Source organism: Rummeliibacillus suwonensis, from assembly GCF_007896435.1.
GTDB classification, from domain to species: domain Bacteria; phylum Bacillota; class Bacilli; order Bacillales_A; family Planococcaceae; genus Rummeliibacillus; species Rummeliibacillus suwonensis.
Genome location: NZ_VCBL01000007.1, coordinates 1 through 16,940, shown reverse-complemented (window position 1 = coordinate 16,940; position 16,940 = coordinate 1). Strand labels below are relative to the sequence as shown.

At 37.1% G+C, this 16,940-nt stretch carries 17 protein-coding genes and 1 rRNA gene; 3 read left to right on the top strand and 15 right to left on the bottom strand.

Features of this window, described 5'->3' with window-relative positions:
- Positions 1-15 precede the first annotated feature (15 nt).
- From FEU33_RS19345 to metG, 3 genes are all read right to left on the bottom strand, one after another.
- Positions 16-1,008, bottom strand: coding sequence for a 3D domain-containing protein (locus FEU33_RS19345; protein ID WP_186731484.1), 993 nt, complete (start codon positions 1,006-1,008; stop codon positions 16-18).
- A 145-nt stretch (positions 1,009-1,153) separates the two neighbouring features.
- Positions 1,154-1,918, bottom strand: coding sequence for a TatD family hydrolase (locus FEU33_RS18210; protein ID WP_146550895.1), 765 nt, complete (start codon positions 1,916-1,918; stop codon positions 1,154-1,156).
- Between the two features lie 386 nt (positions 1,919-2,304).
- The gene (metG, locus tag FEU33_RS18205; protein ID WP_146550894.1) at positions 2,305-4,254 is read right to left on the bottom strand and encodes a methionine--tRNA ligase; all 1,950 of its coding nucleotides are present in this window, start codon (positions 4,252-4,254) and stop codon (positions 2,305-2,307) included.
- Between the two features lie 345 nt (positions 4,255-4,599).
- On the opposite strand from metG, the gene FEU33_RS18200 reads away from it, so the two are divergent.
- Complete coding sequence (locus FEU33_RS18200; RefSeq protein WP_146550893.1) at positions 4,600-4,881, top strand: transition state genes transcriptional regulator AbrB; 282 nt, start codon at positions 4,600-4,602, stop codon at positions 4,879-4,881.
- A 289-nt stretch (positions 4,882-5,170) separates the two neighbouring features.
- Here FEU33_RS18200 and rsmI read toward each other — a convergent pair whose 3' ends face one another.
- From rsmI to sfnG, 11 genes are all read right to left on the bottom strand, one after another.
- Positions 5,171-6,046: a 16S rRNA (cytidine(1402)-2'-O)-methyltransferase gene (rsmI, locus tag FEU33_RS18195; protein ID WP_146550892.1), complete on the bottom strand. Its 876-nt coding sequence runs from the start codon at positions 6,044-6,046 to the stop codon at positions 5,171-5,173.
- The gene (locus FEU33_RS18190; RefSeq protein ID WP_146550891.1) at positions 6,043-6,312 is read right to left on the bottom strand and encodes a GIY-YIG nuclease family protein; all 270 of its coding nucleotides are present in this window, start codon (positions 6,310-6,312) and stop codon (positions 6,043-6,045) included. Before FEU33_RS18190 ends, rsmI begins: the two co-directional genes overlap by 4 nt.
- Complete coding sequence (locus FEU33_RS18185) at positions 6,296-7,045, bottom strand: tRNA1(Val) (adenine(37)-N6)-methyltransferase (RefSeq protein WP_146550890.1); 750 nt, start codon at positions 7,043-7,045, stop codon at positions 6,296-6,298. The genes FEU33_RS18190 and FEU33_RS18185 overlap by 17 nt, the downstream gene beginning before the upstream one ends.
- A 68-nt stretch (positions 7,046-7,113) precedes the next feature.
- Entirely contained in the window at positions 7,114-7,473 is a 360-nt protein-coding gene (yabA, locus tag FEU33_RS18180; protein WP_146550889.1) for a DNA replication initiation control protein YabA, read from the bottom strand.
- A 22-nt stretch (positions 7,474-7,495) separates the two neighbouring features.
- Positions 7,496-8,314 carry a PSP1 domain-containing protein gene (locus tag FEU33_RS18175; RefSeq protein WP_146550888.1) on the bottom strand — a complete coding sequence of 273 codons (819 nt, stop codon included), beginning with the start codon at positions 8,312-8,314 and terminating at the stop codon, positions 7,496-7,498.
- Positions 8,307-9,311 (bottom strand): DNA polymerase III subunit delta', encoded by a 1,005-nt coding sequence (holB, locus tag FEU33_RS18170; RefSeq protein ID WP_376752457.1) that lies wholly within the window; start codon positions 9,309-9,311, stop codon positions 8,307-8,309. The genes FEU33_RS18175 and holB overlap by 8 nt, the downstream gene beginning before the upstream one ends.
- Before the next feature lie 60 nt (positions 9,312-9,371).
- A complete protein-coding gene (locus FEU33_RS18165; RefSeq protein WP_146550886.1) occupies positions 9,372-9,809 on the bottom strand; it encodes a YaaR family protein in 438 nt (145 codons plus the stop codon).
- Positions 9,810-9,827: 18 nt separating this feature from the next.
- A complete protein-coding gene (locus FEU33_RS18160) occupies positions 9,828-10,157 on the bottom strand; it encodes a cyclic-di-AMP receptor (RefSeq protein ID WP_146550885.1) in 330 nt (109 codons plus the stop codon).
- A gap of 72 nt (positions 10,158-10,229) precedes the next feature.
- Positions 10,230-10,856 (bottom strand): dTMP kinase, encoded by a 627-nt coding sequence (gene tmk, locus FEU33_RS18155; RefSeq protein WP_146550884.1) that lies wholly within the window; start codon positions 10,854-10,856, stop codon positions 10,230-10,232.
- 394 nt (positions 10,857-11,250) lie between these two features.
- Complete coding sequence (locus FEU33_RS18150) at positions 11,251-12,510, bottom strand: acyl-CoA dehydrogenase family protein (RefSeq protein WP_146550883.1); 1,260 nt, start codon at positions 12,508-12,510, stop codon at positions 11,251-11,253.
- Between the two features lie 45 nt (positions 12,511-12,555).
- A complete protein-coding gene (gene sfnG / locus FEU33_RS18145) occupies positions 12,556-13,638 on the bottom strand; it encodes a dimethylsulfone monooxygenase SfnG (protein ID WP_146550882.1) in 1,083 nt (360 codons plus the stop codon).
- A gap of 330 nt (positions 13,639-13,968) precedes the next feature.
- Here sfnG and FEU33_RS18140 point away from each other — a divergent pair, with 330 nt between their 5' ends.
- Positions 13,969-15,081 carry an NAD(P)/FAD-dependent oxidoreductase gene (locus FEU33_RS18140; RefSeq protein ID WP_146550881.1) on the top strand — a complete coding sequence of 371 codons (1,113 nt, stop codon included), beginning with the start codon at positions 13,969-13,971 and terminating at the stop codon, positions 15,079-15,081.
- On the top strand, positions 15,075-16,742 hold the full coding sequence (locus FEU33_RS18135; protein WP_146550880.1) for a nucleoside recognition domain-containing protein: 1,668 nt from the start codon (positions 15,075-15,077) through the stop codon (positions 16,740-16,742). Before FEU33_RS18140 ends, FEU33_RS18135 begins: the two co-directional genes overlap by 7 nt.
- A gap of 108 nt (positions 16,743-16,850) precedes the next feature.
- On the opposite strand, the gene rrf is transcribed toward FEU33_RS18135, so the two are convergent.
- A 5S ribosomal RNA gene (gene rrf, locus FEU33_RS18130) occupies positions 16,851-16,940 on the bottom strand; the annotation flags it as partial.

Genomic DNA, 16,940 nt, shown 5'->3' with positions numbered 1-16,940 from the left:
CCCAGCCTGATCATTTTAATCTTGAAGGGTAATTTTAACTGTTCGACGTCCCCAACTGTATGCTTGTCGTTTTGTTGGCATGAATACATCGATTCTATGTCCCTTAATAGCACCACCTGTGTCACCAGCTATTGCTAAACCATAACCACTTACATAAACCATTTTACGCAACGGGATGACTCTTGGATCTACCGCGATAACTTTTTTATATGGATCCTTTCGTAGATTAATACCAATGGCTGTTTTGCCAGAGCATCCATTACAATATGCAGTATATGCAGTTGATGTAACGTACATAGATTTGCCGTCAAGTGAGTTGGACACTTTTTTGATAGAGCCTGATCGCAAATAGGATTTTGATACATAGCCCGTTTTTCCACCATATGTTACTTTATACCAACTACCTTTTTTGCCCTTATACGTAACGTTTTTACCTTTAGGTATAACCTTGATGATTCTATATTTCTTACTTGGACCCTTACGCATATTTAAATTTCCAGTTGTATGATATTTCTTTGGATTACTTACGAGCGTAATTTTTTTGTTAGAATTTTTATTGGCAGAATAATGGGAGTCTTCCACTACATCGATGGCCTTTTCTACTCGAACGTTAGATACAGTAGTGTCATTTGCATTTTGCGTATCTTCATTTTTTAGAATTGCGCTATTTTCTCCTGACTCAACTGAAGGTTGCTTTAAAAAGTCAGCGACCGTAGTCGAAGTTTCTCCTGATGGTTGCTTATAAATTTTATCATTTTTCTGCTCATACAAATGATTGCTATTCAGTGAAATCCATTTCCCTATGTTGCTGGCATGTCCATCACTCATTGTATTTGCTGCCATCCATTTTTCTGATTGTTGACCATCTACTTGTCCAAACTCTATGAAGCCAGCAAATATTATGCTTACCATAGCCGTAATACTTAATAAAAATATAGCTATACTACTTGTTATTCGATGTTTTTTTAATGCTTTTAAAAATAGTTTTCTTATGGAATTATTTATCATATAAATGTCTCCTTATCATTCACTCTGGATTATATAGACTCTTTTTTGATGGTTAACAGATATTCTATTTTACAAATTATTGAAAAAGAGTTGAAGATCCTATTTTGAATGTGGGAGATATTTGTTTATTTAACTCTTTTTAAGCTTACACTTTGAAAAAACGATGCGCATTTTCAGTCGTTTTTTGCGCTACTTCTTCCATCGTTAAACCCTTCAATCGTGCGATTTCCTGCGCGACTAATGGCACAAACGAGGGCTCATTTCTTTTACCACGATATGGATGTGGTGCAAGATACGGAGCATCTGTTTCAATCATCAAATATTGTAAAGGGATTGCCATTGCTACTGCCTTTGGTTTTTTTGCGTTTTTAAATGTAACAGGACCACCTAGACTAATCATAAAATTCATCTTGATACATACTTGTGCTGTTTCAACGCTACCACTAAAACAGTGCATGACACCGCCAACTTCTTCGGCGTGTTCTTCCTGTAAAATACGCACACAGTCTGCTGTTGCCTCACGATTATGAATCACAATTGGTAATTTGACACGTTTTGCTAAATGGATTTGTTTTCGTAGCAGCTCTTGTTGAATGTCTTTTGGTGACTTGTCCCAGTGATAATCTAATCCTGTTTCACCAATTGCCACAACTTTTGGATGTGCTGCTAATTTTTCGATCCATCGCAAATCTTCTTCTTTGCAATCTATCGCATCAACCGGATGCCATCCTATCGCCGCATATAGGAAATCATATTGATCAATCAATTCCATTGCGCGAGTGATTGTTGGACGATCAAAACCCACTACGATCATTTTTTTGACATCGGCTGCTAGAGCACGATCGATTACATCTTGTAAGTCATTATCGTATTGTTCAGCATTTAAATGGACATGCGTATCTATAAACATATTCATTCTCCTCACATGATTAACATTGTATCTAAATAAACCATTTCACAGTTCTCATCCAAATTACAGTTTTATTACAAACATTACACTTTGGATTATACTTACTGCCTAATCTATAAAACACTATGGTGTTTTTTTTAGATTTTATTTAAAAATACTATTGATATTCATCAATTTACTACAAAGGAAATACGTATGCATTTTCGAGGGCTCAAGCAAGTCTCAGCGAAAATCTACACAAATGGAGCCCAAAATACATGTTTCTTTAAGAATAATGCCAAATATATTGCCTAATTTCTTTCTAATCAACATCGGCTATTAGATACAAAAACCTGCTGTTACTTTCCAGCAGGTTCCCATATCTAATCCATTTAGATTTAACTTGATTATTTAACTTTTGCTCCATTTTCTAGCTTCTCATCAACAGTTGCTAGCGTTAATACCCCATCTTTACTTCCGGCTAAAATCATACCTTGTGATAATTCGCCACGAAGTTTTACAGGTTTTAGATTTGCTACGACAATTACTTTACGTCCTACTAACTCTTGTGGTTGATAATATTCTGCTATCCCTGATACGACTTGACGTTGTTCATAACCTAAATCTAATTGAAGCTTTAACAATTTATCAGCCTTTGGAACTTTGTCACAGGCTGTCACTGTTGCTACACGGAGATCGACTTTCATGAAATCATCAATGGTAATTTCCGAAACTTCCTCTTTTTTAGGTTCCTCAGTAGGAGTCTTAACAGATTGACGCATTTGATCTCGAATATAAGTTACTTCTTCTTCTGTATCTAGACGAGGGAAGATAGGAACTCCTTTGTCGACTACCTTTGTTCCTTTTGGAATGACATTTTCTTCATTTAACGTATCCCATGCAAGTAATTTTTCTGATAAGCCAAGTTGGCGAACAATCTCTTTTGGTGAATTTGTCATAAATGGTTGAATCATGATCGCCACACGACGTAGACTTTCTGCTAAATTATGCATAACTGTTGCAAGCTGACCCTGTAAGGTCTCATCTTTAGCAAGCACCCATGGTTGTGTTTCATCTATATATTTGTTCGTACGAGATATCAATTCCCATACATCTGCTAATACAACGCTGAATTGCATTTTTTCCATATCTTCTTCATATTTTGCTTGTGTTTCTTTTGCTTGTGCTTGAAGAGATTTATCAAATTCTGTAGGCTCTAAACCTTCCGTTGGGATAATGCCATCAAAATATTTATTCATCATTGAAACAGTTCGGTTCAATAAGTTACCTAGATCATTGGCAAGGTCATAGTTCGTACGTTCAACAAATGACTCTGGAGAGAATACACCATCTTGACCAAAAGGCAGTTCACGTAGCAAGAAGTAACGTGTGGCGTCTAAACCATAACGTTCAATTAACATTTCAGGATAAACGACATTCCCTTTAGATTTGGACATTTTGCCGTCTTTCATCATGATGAAACCATGAGCGAATACTTTTTTAGGAAGTGGTAAACCTAAAGCCATCAAGAAAATTGGCCAATAGATTGTATGGAATCTCACGATATCTTTTCCAACCACTTGGACATCTGCCGGCCAGTATTTTTTGAAATCTTCATCATGTTCTGTACCATATCCTAATGTTGTTATATAGTTTGTTAAAGCATCTACCCAAACATAAATAACATGCTTAGGATCTCCAGGTACACGAATGCCCCAATCAAATGAAGTACGAGATACAGAAAGATCTTCTAGTCCCGGTTTAATGAAATTATTAATCATTTCATTTTTCCGTGATTCCGGTTGGATGAATTCCGGATTTTCCTCATAAAATTGTAAAAGGCGATCTGCGTATTTATTCATATTAAAGAAATAGGATTCTTCTTTTACTCTATGGACAGGTCGACCGCAGTCTGGACAATTGCCATTATCTAGTTGTGTATCTGTAAAGAAAGACTCACATGGTGTACAGTACCATCCTTCATATTCACCCTTATAAATATCACCATTATCTAAGAATTTTTTGAAAATTTTCTCTACAGTTTTCGTATGTCTCTCTTCAGTCGTTTGGATAAAATCATCGTAAGAGATGTCCATTAGTTTCCAAAGCTTTTTAGCTGCTGCTGCAATCTCATCGACATATTCTTTTGGATGTTTCTTTGCTTCTGCTGCTTTTTCTTGGATTTTTTGACCGTGCTCATCCATTCCTGTTTGTAATCGAACATCATATCCTCGTAATCGTTTGTAACGAGCCATCGTATCTGCTGCTACAGTTGTGTACGCAGTACCAATATGGAATTTACCACTTGGGTAGTAAATTGGGGTTGTAATATAGAATGTTTTCTTTTCATTTGTCACGAAAACTTCCTCCAGTGCTATACAGTATACCTTCTATTTTATCTGAGTACGAAAAACCTTTCAATTAAAGTTTACTCAACTTATTTTTGTCTAATTTTGTCGAATGATTTTTTTGAAAATTATTTTGAATTTTAAGCAAAAAACAGTATAAAAGCACAAATATTGTGTAAAATAAAACAACCCCGTATGATTAATATCCTTAAAGAACGGAAATTTTTTGAAAAAAAGTTACTAATGCGAGAAAAAATAATTGACGTTTATGGCATTAGTTGGTATGATATACATCGGAAACAGAGTTTATGTCGAAATTTGACGAATAATATGAATAGAGGAGGAACTCTTGTTATGAAATCTACTGGTATTGTACGTAAAGTTGATGAACTTGGTCGCGTGGTTATTCCAATCGAACTTCGCCGTACTTTAGGCATCGCCGAAAAAGACGCATTGGAAATTTATGTGGATGATGACAAAATCATCTTAAAAAAATACATGCCTAATATGACATGTGCTGTAACTGGTGAAGTATCTGATGATAACTTCCGTTTAGCTGGAGGTAATCTAATTCTTAGCCCTGAAGGTGCACAAATCCTTATGAAAGAAATCCAAGCTAAATTAAATAATAAATAATTTATTGAATTTAGCAATTTCAAGCAACAAGATATAAAATAAAAAGCTATTTTTACTTTATTACCTTACCTTGCTTTCAAATGTGATTTTCATAAATGAAAAAACCCATCCGAAATATTCGCCGTTTCGGATGGGCTTTTATTTTTTTAAAATAATCTTTACGCTTCTCTATTCAAACCAGTTTTTTAAGGCTAGCCTCAAATTACGTCAATTCCTCGATCAAGGATTCAGCAAGATAGATATTTTTAGGTTATCTAGCACTATAAATATGAATCGAATGATTTTTGGCTCATGATTCAATATGATATTGTTGGTAAACTTCTCTCTTTGCTAATCCGCGGGCCTTAGCAACCTCTTTTATAGCTTCTTTTGAAGAAAGTTTTTGTTCAGAAATAAGTTGGTCGACATGCTCTATAATGGATAGTTTTCCCCACCAATTTTCTTCTTCCTCTTCTTCTCCACCTAGATTACCTTCAACTACTAGGCAGAACTCTCCACGAATTTCATGATCATTTGCCCATTCGATCGCTTCATCTACAGTTCCACGTAAAAATTCCTCAAATTTCTTTGTTAATTCACGAGCCATGACAATATGACGATTGCCAAATACCCCCTGTATATCCTTTAAAGTTTCTTTTAAACGATGTGGTGCTTCATAAAATAGAATTGTTTCATGGCGCTTTTTCAATGATTCCAGTGAGTCTTTACGATCTTTTTTATGGCGACTTAAAAAGCCGTAAAAAAAGAAAGGCTGTGGTGATAGACCTGAAGCAATAAGCGCAGTGATCGCTGCATTAGCACCAGGTATCGGAACTACTGCAAAATCTTCCTCAATAGCTTTTGCGGCAATATCTGCTCCTGGATCTGAAATACAAGGTAAACCAGCATCGCTTACAAGTGCGACTGTTTTCCCTTCTCTTAAAAATTGAAGTAATTTTTCTCCACCTTGTGCTTGGTTATGATCGTGATAACTTACTAATGGCGTTTCTATGTCAAAATAATTGCAAAGCTTCTTTGTATTTCTAGTATCTTCTGCTGCAATAATATCTGCTTCTTTTAATATTCGTATTGCCCGCATCGTCATATCTTCCAAATTGCCAATAGGAGTTGCTACTAAATATAAACAGCTCCCCTTCTCATGCATCGAGCTTTTTTGTGATTTCATTCTGTTTCACTCCTTGTTGCCATATAATGCAGCTTTTGTTGTCTCGTTAATTGTTTGAAACCATATTCTGCACTCATTGCATCATGCTTATTTTCAAATGTTTCAAAATAAACACAGTGTACAGGTCTACGTGCTTTTGTATATTTCGCACCCTTACCAGCATTATGTGTCGCAATCCTTTTTTCTAAATCGTTTGTATACCCTGTATAGTAAGTACCATCCGAACATTCTAATACATACATCACATGATTATTGCTTGCTGCCATATAGCATTTCACTCACTTCGGTTGTATATTCCCCATCTGCTTCATAGATATATAAAGGCGGTAAAATCTTTAAATCAGGCTTACCATCTTTTATCCCTTCTACTAATAACATGTTCGCTTCTTTCCCCTCTTTTGGATAGACAAAGCGAATTCGTTTTGGTTCTAGACGATTTGCTCGCATAGCTATTACAATATCTAGCAATCGTCCCGGGCGATGGACAAATGCTGCTTTACCACCTTGTTTTAGTAGTTTACTCGCAGAATAAACCATCTCATCTAATTTCAAATAAATTTCATGCCTCGCAATGGCGACATGCTTTTTTACATTTTTTTCACTTGCCTTATAGGCAGGAAAATAAGGTGGATTACACGTTACCACATCATAATTTTCAATACCTAATAATGGAGCAATCGTCCGAACATCGCCTTGCATAACTGTAATTTGCTCCTGTAATTGATTGTATTGTACACTTCTACTCGCCATATCAACAAGTCGATCTTGTAATTCTACAGCCGTTATATGCCCTCTTGTTCTTGCACTTAAAAATAATGGAATCGCACCATTTCCAGCACATAGATCTACGATATTCCCTTTTTGATAGGGTATACTAACAAATTTGGATAATAAAACGGCATCCAACGAAAATGAAAAAACAGATGGACTTTGGATAATACGCAAATCTTCTGCCAACAAATAATCCAATCTTTCATCTTCTTTCAACCATGGTTCCATTCATTTGCCCTCCAACATAATAAAAGACTGACATCTACTTTTTACGAGAAATCAGTCTTCTTTATCAATTATTGTTTATTTAAGAACGATAGGCAGAACAAACAATCCTCGCCCTTTCTCGAACTACCAAAATGTACATGACAGACATGATATCCTTCATGATATAGTCGAGCAAGATTATCATATCCCTCTCCTACATCAATTATTTGTTGCTTTTCTCCCTCATCATTTGACTCAACAGATCCCTCTTGTTTCGCAGAAAGAACTTCCTCTAAACGTGTCCGAAGATGGTTATTCTCCATCTGTAATGTTTGATGCTCTTCCATCATGAGTGCAACAAATTTCTTCAATGCCTCAAATTGTGTTTGCATCGATTCAAGCTGTTGTTCGAACTCCATAACACTATTTAAAAAATTACGGTCCTTCACTCAAGCCACCTCGTTATTCCCACTATTGAACGGAACTATTTTCATACTGTAACAATTCGTCCAATGTATATTCTAAGATTCGTTGTTCCTCAGATAATTCAACTTGGAGCACGCGTTCTAATATGTTCAGTCCGATTACTTTTCCCTTACCATCTGGTGTTGTCACATTTTCACCTACATCAGGCATTTGTCCTCGTACCTCTTCATATTCATCATTTTCATATTTTAAACAGCACATTAACCGCCCACACAATCCTGAGATTTTTGAAGGATTGAGCGATAAGTTTTGATCTTTTGCCATTTTTATAGATACTGGCTCAAAATCCCCCAAAAATGTAGAACAGCATAACATCCGTCCACACGGTCCAATACCGCCTAACATTTTAGCCTCATCACGAACGCCAATTTGTCTAAGTTCAATACGCGTTCGGAAAATGGCTGCAAGATCTTTGACCAGTTCACGAAAATCTACTCTTCCTTCAGCTGTGAAATAAAAGATAATCTTATTGCGATCAAATGTATATTCAACGTCTACTAATTTCATTTCTAGACCATGTTCCACTATTTTACCTGTTGCCAGATCAAAAGCACGCTTAGACTCTAGTGAATTTTCATCAACTTGTATACGATCACGTTCATTTGCTGGACGTACCACCTGTTTAAGTGGCAAAACAACGTCATTTTCTCCGACTTGTTTCATAGAAACGACGACTTTTCCATACTCAATACCCCTGGCTGTTTCTACAATCACATATTGACCTTTTTCCAAAGAATACTCTCCAGGATCAAAATAATATATTTTACCCGCTTTTTTAAAGCGAACACCTACTACTTTATACAAAGGCTTTTCCCTCCTGCAGATTCAGCATCAACTGCTCCATCATCAACGTCTTGTTCATATTACTTTGCAATTGTTTACGAGCATTTAAAATGGCTTGCAATTGCGACGATAACTTATCGAAGGTTGTGTGAAGTGCCGCTTCCTTCCATGTTGAAAGTAAATCAGGATACGTACACATCGCTTCTGCGTTTGCTTTAATAGCTACTATATCTCGAAAAGCAAATAACATTAAATCTAAAGCTAGTTCTATCTGCTCTTTTTCTTTAAAAAGAGGTAACCAGTCTTCATGCACAACTAGCATTGCTTCATGTACATTTCTAAAAGTTGCTTCTACCAATTTTAACACTGTCTTTCTAGACTGTGCAAACGCATCATCTTTTGCAAGAGACAAGGCTTCCTCTAAATCGCTTGTTACCATGCTGACAGTTGCCGCCATAGACTGTGTGATCCCCTCAGCGACCAACTCTTTTATCATGACATTTCGCTGAATTTCTTGAAATTTAATATGCTGACAGCGTGAACGAATCGTTGGGATAATCGCATTAATGTTTTGAGTCACGAATATAGCTGTTACAACACCTTCAGGTTCTTCTAAAAACTTTAATAACTTATTGGCTGATTTTACATTCAATTGTTCAGCATTATGAATGACATAAATTTTACGCCCTTCTTCTAACCCTGTCTTACTCATTTCATTCAATAATTTTTCAATCGCATCTACCTTGATATATTGCCCTTCAGGATATACTTGATGAAAATTAGGGTGATTTCCTGACTTAATGCGTTGACAGCTACGACATGTTTCACATGGAACATTATTTTGTGGATTTTCACATAATAACAACTGAACAAAGAAAAGCATCACTTCTTCTGTTCCAGTACCTTTTCCACCCTCGAATATGTACGCATGCCCTACTCGGCTTTTTTCAAAAATCATTTGAAGCTGCTTCATGACTACCGGTTGTAATTGAAGTAGTTCTTCAGCTGTATGCATTATCCATCACCTTTTCATTGTTTGAAAAAATCCCGTGCTTCGGAGCTCCGAAAGACACGGGGTTTACGTATAAAGGTTGATTAACAATCCTTTAATCTCACCTATTTTAGCTAATAAATCCACAGAATCCTTTTCTTCATTTAGAACGTCTTCTGTTAACTCTATTAGTTTTTCGTCAATTGTATTTACTACTTTCAGACGGCGACCTTCACCAAAACGATTCCAAGTATGAGATTGTTTTAATTCCAAACCATATGACACGGCTTCTTTTAAAAATCTCTTAACGAGCATTTTAAATTTTGCTAAATCTCGTAAATTCCTAGATTTTGCAATACGGTCGCCTGCTGTTGATATATCGCCTAATAGCTTTGTAATCTGTTCTGTCTGCATGCGTTGCCCAGACTTTACAACTAATTCACCAAAACGTGTAGCTGATTGATGAATGGGCAATTTTTGTCTAGCTGTATCCAATCCTATACGTAGGTCTTGGTTAATTTTCACCTAATTGTCCCTCCATCTCTAGAAATGATGAAACTGGTCGATTGGTAAAACGAAAACAGTCGCTCCCCCTACCTCAACTTCTACCGGATAAGGGATATACGCATCTGCATTTCCTCCCATTGGCGATATAGGTGCCACCATTTGCTCACGAGAACGACAATTATCTCGGATGATATCTAATACTTTTTGAGTTAGTGAATCTTCAGTACCAATTAAGAATGTGGTATTTCCTGAGCGAAGAAATCCACCTGTACTGGCCAACTTTGTTGCGCGAAAATTATTTTTCGTTAAAGCGTTTGAAAGACGGTTACTATCCTGATCTTGTACAACGGCCACAACCAATTTCATCGGCATTCACCCCTTAATGTATATAGATTCAATCATAATTATAACATATTTTATACTTTCACTTCATTTACTTTATACCGCATTTTTCAAAACTTTCCAGACATTTTGAAAAACCTCTTCTAATGATTGACTAGCATCAATAACATAAATTCTTTCTGGGAACTCTTCCGCAAGTTTTAAATAGGCTTCCCGTACTTTTTGATGAAACGCGAGGCTTTCAACATCTAGGCGATTTATTTCTCTATTTTTATGAGCATTAATGCGCGCCAACCCTATCTTAGGATCTAAATCAAAAAGGATCGTCATATCTGGCATTCGTTGACCAATGGCAAATTCGTTGATGGACTTGACTCCCTCAATACCTAACCCTCGACCGATTCCTTGATAAGCTAATGACGAATCGATGAAACGATCACATAACACTAATTTTCCTTGTTTTAGTGCAGGCTCTATCTTTTCAACAAAATGCTGACTTCTTGCAGCAGCATATAATAGAGCTTCCGTTTTTGCATCCATTTCTGTATGAGCTGGGTTTAAAATGACTTGCCTAATTTCTTCTGCAATAACACTACCACCCGGTTCACGTGTTGCAATCACTTCTTTTCCCTCTTCTTGTAATTTGCTGACTACCATTTTGAGGACAGTTGTTTTTCCTGCACCTTCTGGACCTTCAAATGTAAAAAATAATTTATTCGTCATGATGACTAACCCTTCCACATATACTATTACGTTTATTATACATGATTGACTCTAGACATCCCTAATGAATCATACTAATAACTTATAGGATTTATGAATCTATGTCTCTACACTTCACTTATAGATCATCATTATGCCGATGATTTTTTTTGAATTCATTTCATTGTTCTAATCCCTTCTCCGTATTAAAGCGCTTTTCCAGTAAAAATGGGGCACCTCCCTCCTTTTCGTTACAATTACAGTGATCAAACGAAAAAGAGAAGATGCCCTATGTTGATTGTAAATGCATGCTTTTCGAGAAGCCGCTATCCTCCACTTCATCATAATTAAAATTGTTCATAATAAAACATTCATACTTTCTAAGAAGAAAACGGCTTATGAAATTGAGCCATTCTTAAAAATATACACTTTTAATCGGGAGTTCATTTCCGTTGACAATATAGTCGCCTATTGCACGAGATTTATATACATCTGGATTATGGGAGGCGATTGTACGGATATTGCGCCAATGACGGTCCAAATGTGCAGATTTTCTTGTTGCGGAAGCTCCACCAACATCAAATAGGAATGAGGCTGCTTTTAAAGCAAGCTCATCCACGATTACTTTAGCCTGAGCCGCTCGAAGTGAAGCCTTATGACTAAGAGAAAAATCAATGACACCATTTACGGCTAAGCGAACAGCTTTATCCTGGGCAGAAGCTGCTTCAAGAACAATCGTTTCAGCAGCAAAGGCACTGCTCGAAAGCTGTCCTATAATTTGTAGAAGCTGTGGATCAGCTGATGGAGTATTAGCGGCAGCAAACGTAAATGATCTTGCTCTCCCCAGAACTAATGCCTTTGCATCAGCCACAATATTGTGTACGATCCCCGTAATTACAGCTTGTAAATAAAGCTGTAAATGGGAGTTGAATGGTGTATCGTCAACATGAACGACTGTTACCTCGTCCTTCTGAACGTAAACATGATTTAATCTTGTCGTTCCACTTCCAGTCAATCTTTGTCCAATGCCATCCCAATCATCTTCTAAAATTAGACCTTCTCGATCCGTTGGGATAATCGCAGATATTGTTTGTCCCTCCGGAGAAGTTGCCATGACAGCTACCAAGTCTGCATATAATGTTCCTGTACTAAAATATTTTGTACCATTTAATCGATACCCATCACCATCTGGCGTAATAGTTGTTTCAAACGTTAACGTTCCAACATCTTTTTTAGATATTTCTGTGAATGCATTGCCAATAAGCTCTCCTGCTGCGACTTTTTTCAAATATTGTTTGTTTTGTTCCGTATGTGGATTCAGAAGAAAAAGTTCCACTTGATAATAATGGTAACGCAGGATGTGTGCAACATCTGGATCTGCTTCTGCTAAACGAATCACCACTTGAAAAATATCTCGGATGCTTACACCGCTACCACCCAGTTCGACAGGCAAGCGAAGAGCACCTAATTTAGCCTGGCGAATTAATTTCACCCCATAGTATGGGTGTTCTTCCGTATCTGCCTTTCTACGTCTTTCAGCATCTTCAGCTATTTTAGTTAACAATTGTTGAAATTCAATAGAATCAATCGCTATCGGCGTAGTGAATGTTGGAAAATCTCGATGTGCTCTTTCTCTTTGCTTTTCTTTAGAATCTAATAAATAATGGACAGTCATTCGTGTGCCCCCTTCATTTTTAGTATTGTTGAACGATTATTCTCTTTATTTTGCTACGGCAACATTGTTAAATGCCGCTTCCTTTTGTTGAACTAATGGAATGACCTTTTCACCAAATGCTTTTAGGTCTTCATCGTAATGGAGGAATCCTGTTAATACGATGTCAATACCAATTTTCTTCAGCTCTAATATTTGATTGGCTACTTGTTCAGCAGTTCCGATTAATCCTGTTTTGAAGCCGTCGTTGTATTGAACTAAATTTTCAAAAGTTGAATCCGCCCACATTCCCTTTCCTTCAGGAGATGCTTTCCCTGCGGCCGCCACAGAATCTCTAAATCCCTCCACAGCCTCTTCATTGGCACTGACGATGATATCTCGCAACACTTGTTTCGCTTCTTCTTCCGTATCGCGGACAATGACGAAACCATTTACTCCGAACTGAATATCCCCCGTCCCATTTGCTTTTCGTAATGCTTTCACTTCATCAATCTGAGCTTTTATTTCTTCCAGAGAGCCTCCATTCATAAAGTACACATCGGAAACACGTCCAGCCATTTCTTTCGCAGCTTTTGAATTGCCGCCTTGGAAGATTTTTGGGGACTGAATAGGTTTCGGCTTGAGTGGAGCTTCATTCAGGCGATAAAAGTCCCCTTTATACGTTGTTGTTTCATTTGTCCATAAGCTACGAATGACTTCAATAAATTCCTCAGAACGACGATAGCGTTCATCATGTTCTAGCCAAGGTTCTCCGTAACCGTTAAATTCTCCTTTAAACCAGCCACTTACAATATTGATGGCAGCACGACCGTTACTAATGTGATCGATTGTCGCAATGATTTTTGCGATCACGCCTGGATGCCACAAGCCAGGTAAAACTGCTGTAATAATGTTAAGTTTTTTCGTTGATACAGCTAATGCAGAAGCAAGGGTTGCAGCTTCTAATTGTTTTTCTGCACCATAGCTGGCAAAAAATCTAGTTTGCAATAATACATAGTCAAACCCATTTGCTTCTGCAATTTGTGCGTATCGTTTGTTGTCTTCAAATGACCAGCCCGTTTTCTGAGGAATATTTGAAATAACCAATCCTCCACTTACATTCGGCGCCCAATAGGCAAATTGTACCCCCATAAAGAATTCCTCCTTCTATGCAAATATCTAAAATTTGCAAATTTTTTAAAAATTTTATAAGCGTATTATAATGTCTATAATTCTAATATGTCAAATAGGTTTTAATAGAAAATTTTTTTGCTATTATCCATTTTCGATACTAATTCATAAGTCGACACAATTAGATTTTTATCTACAAAAAAATCGGTTTATTCGTTACACATTAAATAGTTCTGTTTTTATACCATTCTATTTTTCTCCAAAGTGTTTGACTTGACTGAATGACTTACTTATAATAGTCTTTAAACCGTAATCATTACTATTTAAAAGAAATAATGAGGTGTTCAACATATGCAGAACATTATAATTGTCGGTGCAGGCCCATCTGGCATTGGACTTGGTGTTTTATTCAAAAAACTTGGAATTGTAAACTTTTCGATATTAGAAAAAGACATAGTTGGATCTTCATTTTATCAATGGCCAAAGGAAATGCGATTAATCACACCTTCCTTCACAGGGCAGGGATTCGGAGCATTGGATCTAAACGCAATTGCACCTAATACATCCCCTGCCTATACCTTTAATAAAGAACACTTGAGTGGAGAAGAGTATGGAGATTATCTTCAATTATTAGCAAGTTATTTTGAACTACCAATAATAGAACAGACAAAAGTCATTCATGTAAAGAAAGAACAAGATGTTTTCAAACTGGAGACCAATCATGGATTAATTGAAACGCGTACCTTAATTTGGGCAACCGGTGAGTTTCAATTTCCGAATGATCGCCCCTTTCCCGGTGCAGAATTTGCTCGGCATAATGGGCAAATCAAAAGTTGGAAAAAAATCCGTGCGGAACACGCGACGGTTATTGGCGGTTATGAAAGTGGTGTAGATGCCGCTTATCATCTTACCAGCCTTGGGAAGAAAGTAACGCTGATCAGTCCTACTTTTTTATTTCCTAATGAGCAGGATGCGGACCCAAGCCTTTCACTATCACCATTTACGCAAGAACGCCTACGCCTCGCACTTCGTACAAAGCTCCTGCGTATTATTGAAAATACATCTGTACAATCTATTAAAAAACTTGGTACTAGTTTTCAATTTTCCTTATCTGATGGATCAACATTTGAAGCTAAAACCAAACCTATCTTAGCAACTGGGTTTATTTCTGGTGCGAAGCAAATTGACTCATTATTTGAATGGCAGGAAAATGGAAAACCATTATTAACGGAAAATGATGAATCGACATTGGTACAAAATTTATTTTTGATTGGACCTAATGTGCAGCATCATCAAGCTGTCTTCTGTTTTATTTATAAATTTCGTCAACGCTTTGCAGTGGTTGCGCAGACAATTGTTGATCGCTTTCATTTGCCACATGATTCTAATGTATTCACTGAGTATCGTGCAAATCAAATGTATCTGGAGGATCTAAGCTGCTGCGAGGTGAATTGCGAATGCTAGAGGAAAAAAAGCCGTTTAACAACGCCGTCGTTGAGCGTGTTTTACTTATTGGTCTTGAATCTTCCGGAAAAACAACACTTTTCTCTCATCTTACTGGTAATCATGTTGGTGATGAAATAAATGTAAAGGGATCTACCTACAGTATCCGAGTTCAGAAAATTGCAGATGGAGAATTTGTAGATAGTCCTGGAATCAGGATTGACGATAGCTTATCAAATCATGTAGTAAAAAAGGAAATCGAGCGTGCAAGTCGATTCATCCTGGTTGTTAGAGGAACTCAGTTTTATGACGAGCTCAACCAGCTCCTTCCACTCGTTACAGACCAACAAAAACCATTTGTCATTCTTGTTTCCCATGCTGATAAAATGCAAGAATCCAGCAAACAGCTGCTGCGAAAATTTATACTTCAACATCACTTACCATTCATAGTGGTTGATTCACGAAAAGTAAAAGAGGAACAATGTGCTAACATTCGTTCCTTCATTTATGAGCAAGAACCGTTGACTCGCTCCCAGCTTGATTTATTAACTAAAATACATCTGGATGATGTGATTCCGAAAGAGCGTATTTTTAGTCAAAACTTATTTGGCTATATTCAGGCGTTGATCTTTATTCTTGCTATCTTTCTTATTCCAGTTGTGATAGCTTATCAGCTCTCTGGAGTTATCCAGCCATTAGCAGATCAATTTGTCATTCATCCCCTCAGTGAAAGCTTGAACGGTCTGCCCTCTATTTTGAAGGAATTATTAGTTGGAAATTATGGATTGCTCTCATTGGGTATTTATTCGTTTATTTGGGCTTTTCCGGTTGTTGTTCTGATTGGTTTTAGTACTGCTGTTGTTGATGAAAGTGGTCTGAAGGATCGTATAGTTGACTGCTTAGATCCTCCGCTTAGAAAAATTGGTTTAAATGGTCAGGATCTTGTTCCTGTTTTAACTGGATTTGGGTGTAAGGTTGTTGCCGTTTTCCAAACGCGCAATTGTAGTTACTGTACACGAACCTCCTGCATATCACTGATTGCGTTCGGATCAAGCTGTAGTTATCAAATCGGAGCAACACTGTCCCTCTTTAGTGCTGCTCATCATGTTTGGCTATTTCTTCCATACATAGGGCTTTTATTTCTTGGCGGTATTCTCCACACACGTCTTTGGTATGCTCACGGCACTACAGCATTAGGAGGCCCCACTTTTATTCGACGATCTTTTTTACAAGCTCCAACACTGAAGGGGACCATTTTTCGCTTGAAAGGTGTCGTGAAGCAATTTTTGCTTCAAGCAATGCCGATTTTCATTTTAATCTGTATTGTTGCTTCTTTTCTTAATTTCTTTAATGTTATTCATTTTATCGCATATCTATTTTATCCATTATTAGCATTATTGCATTTACCATTAGATGCAGGAGTAGGGCTTGCTTTCTCCATGATTCGTAAAGATGGCATGCTCGTTTTCAATCAAGGGAATGGTGCTCTTCTCGCACAGCTTTCTGTCAGCCAGCTATTTCTACTGGTTTTCATGGCATCAACACTAAGTGCATGCTTCGTCACTATATGGACAATTGGCCGAGAACTTGGTCTAAAAACGGCAGCAGGTATTGTCATTCGTCAATTAGTTACATCGATAATTTGCTCTATATTTTTATTTGTTTTACTTTTTTTCTTATAACGTTTGGTCTAAGCTGTTTGTCTTCCTTTCAGTTAACACTTCGTTTCTGAAAAACATTTAAGAACACCTAAAAAAGCACAGTTGAATAATCAACTGTGCTTTATGTATGCCTAGCAACGTCCTACTCTCGCAGGGGGACAGCCCCCAACTACCATTGGCGCTCAAGAGCTTAACTTCTGTGTTCGGCATGGGAACAGG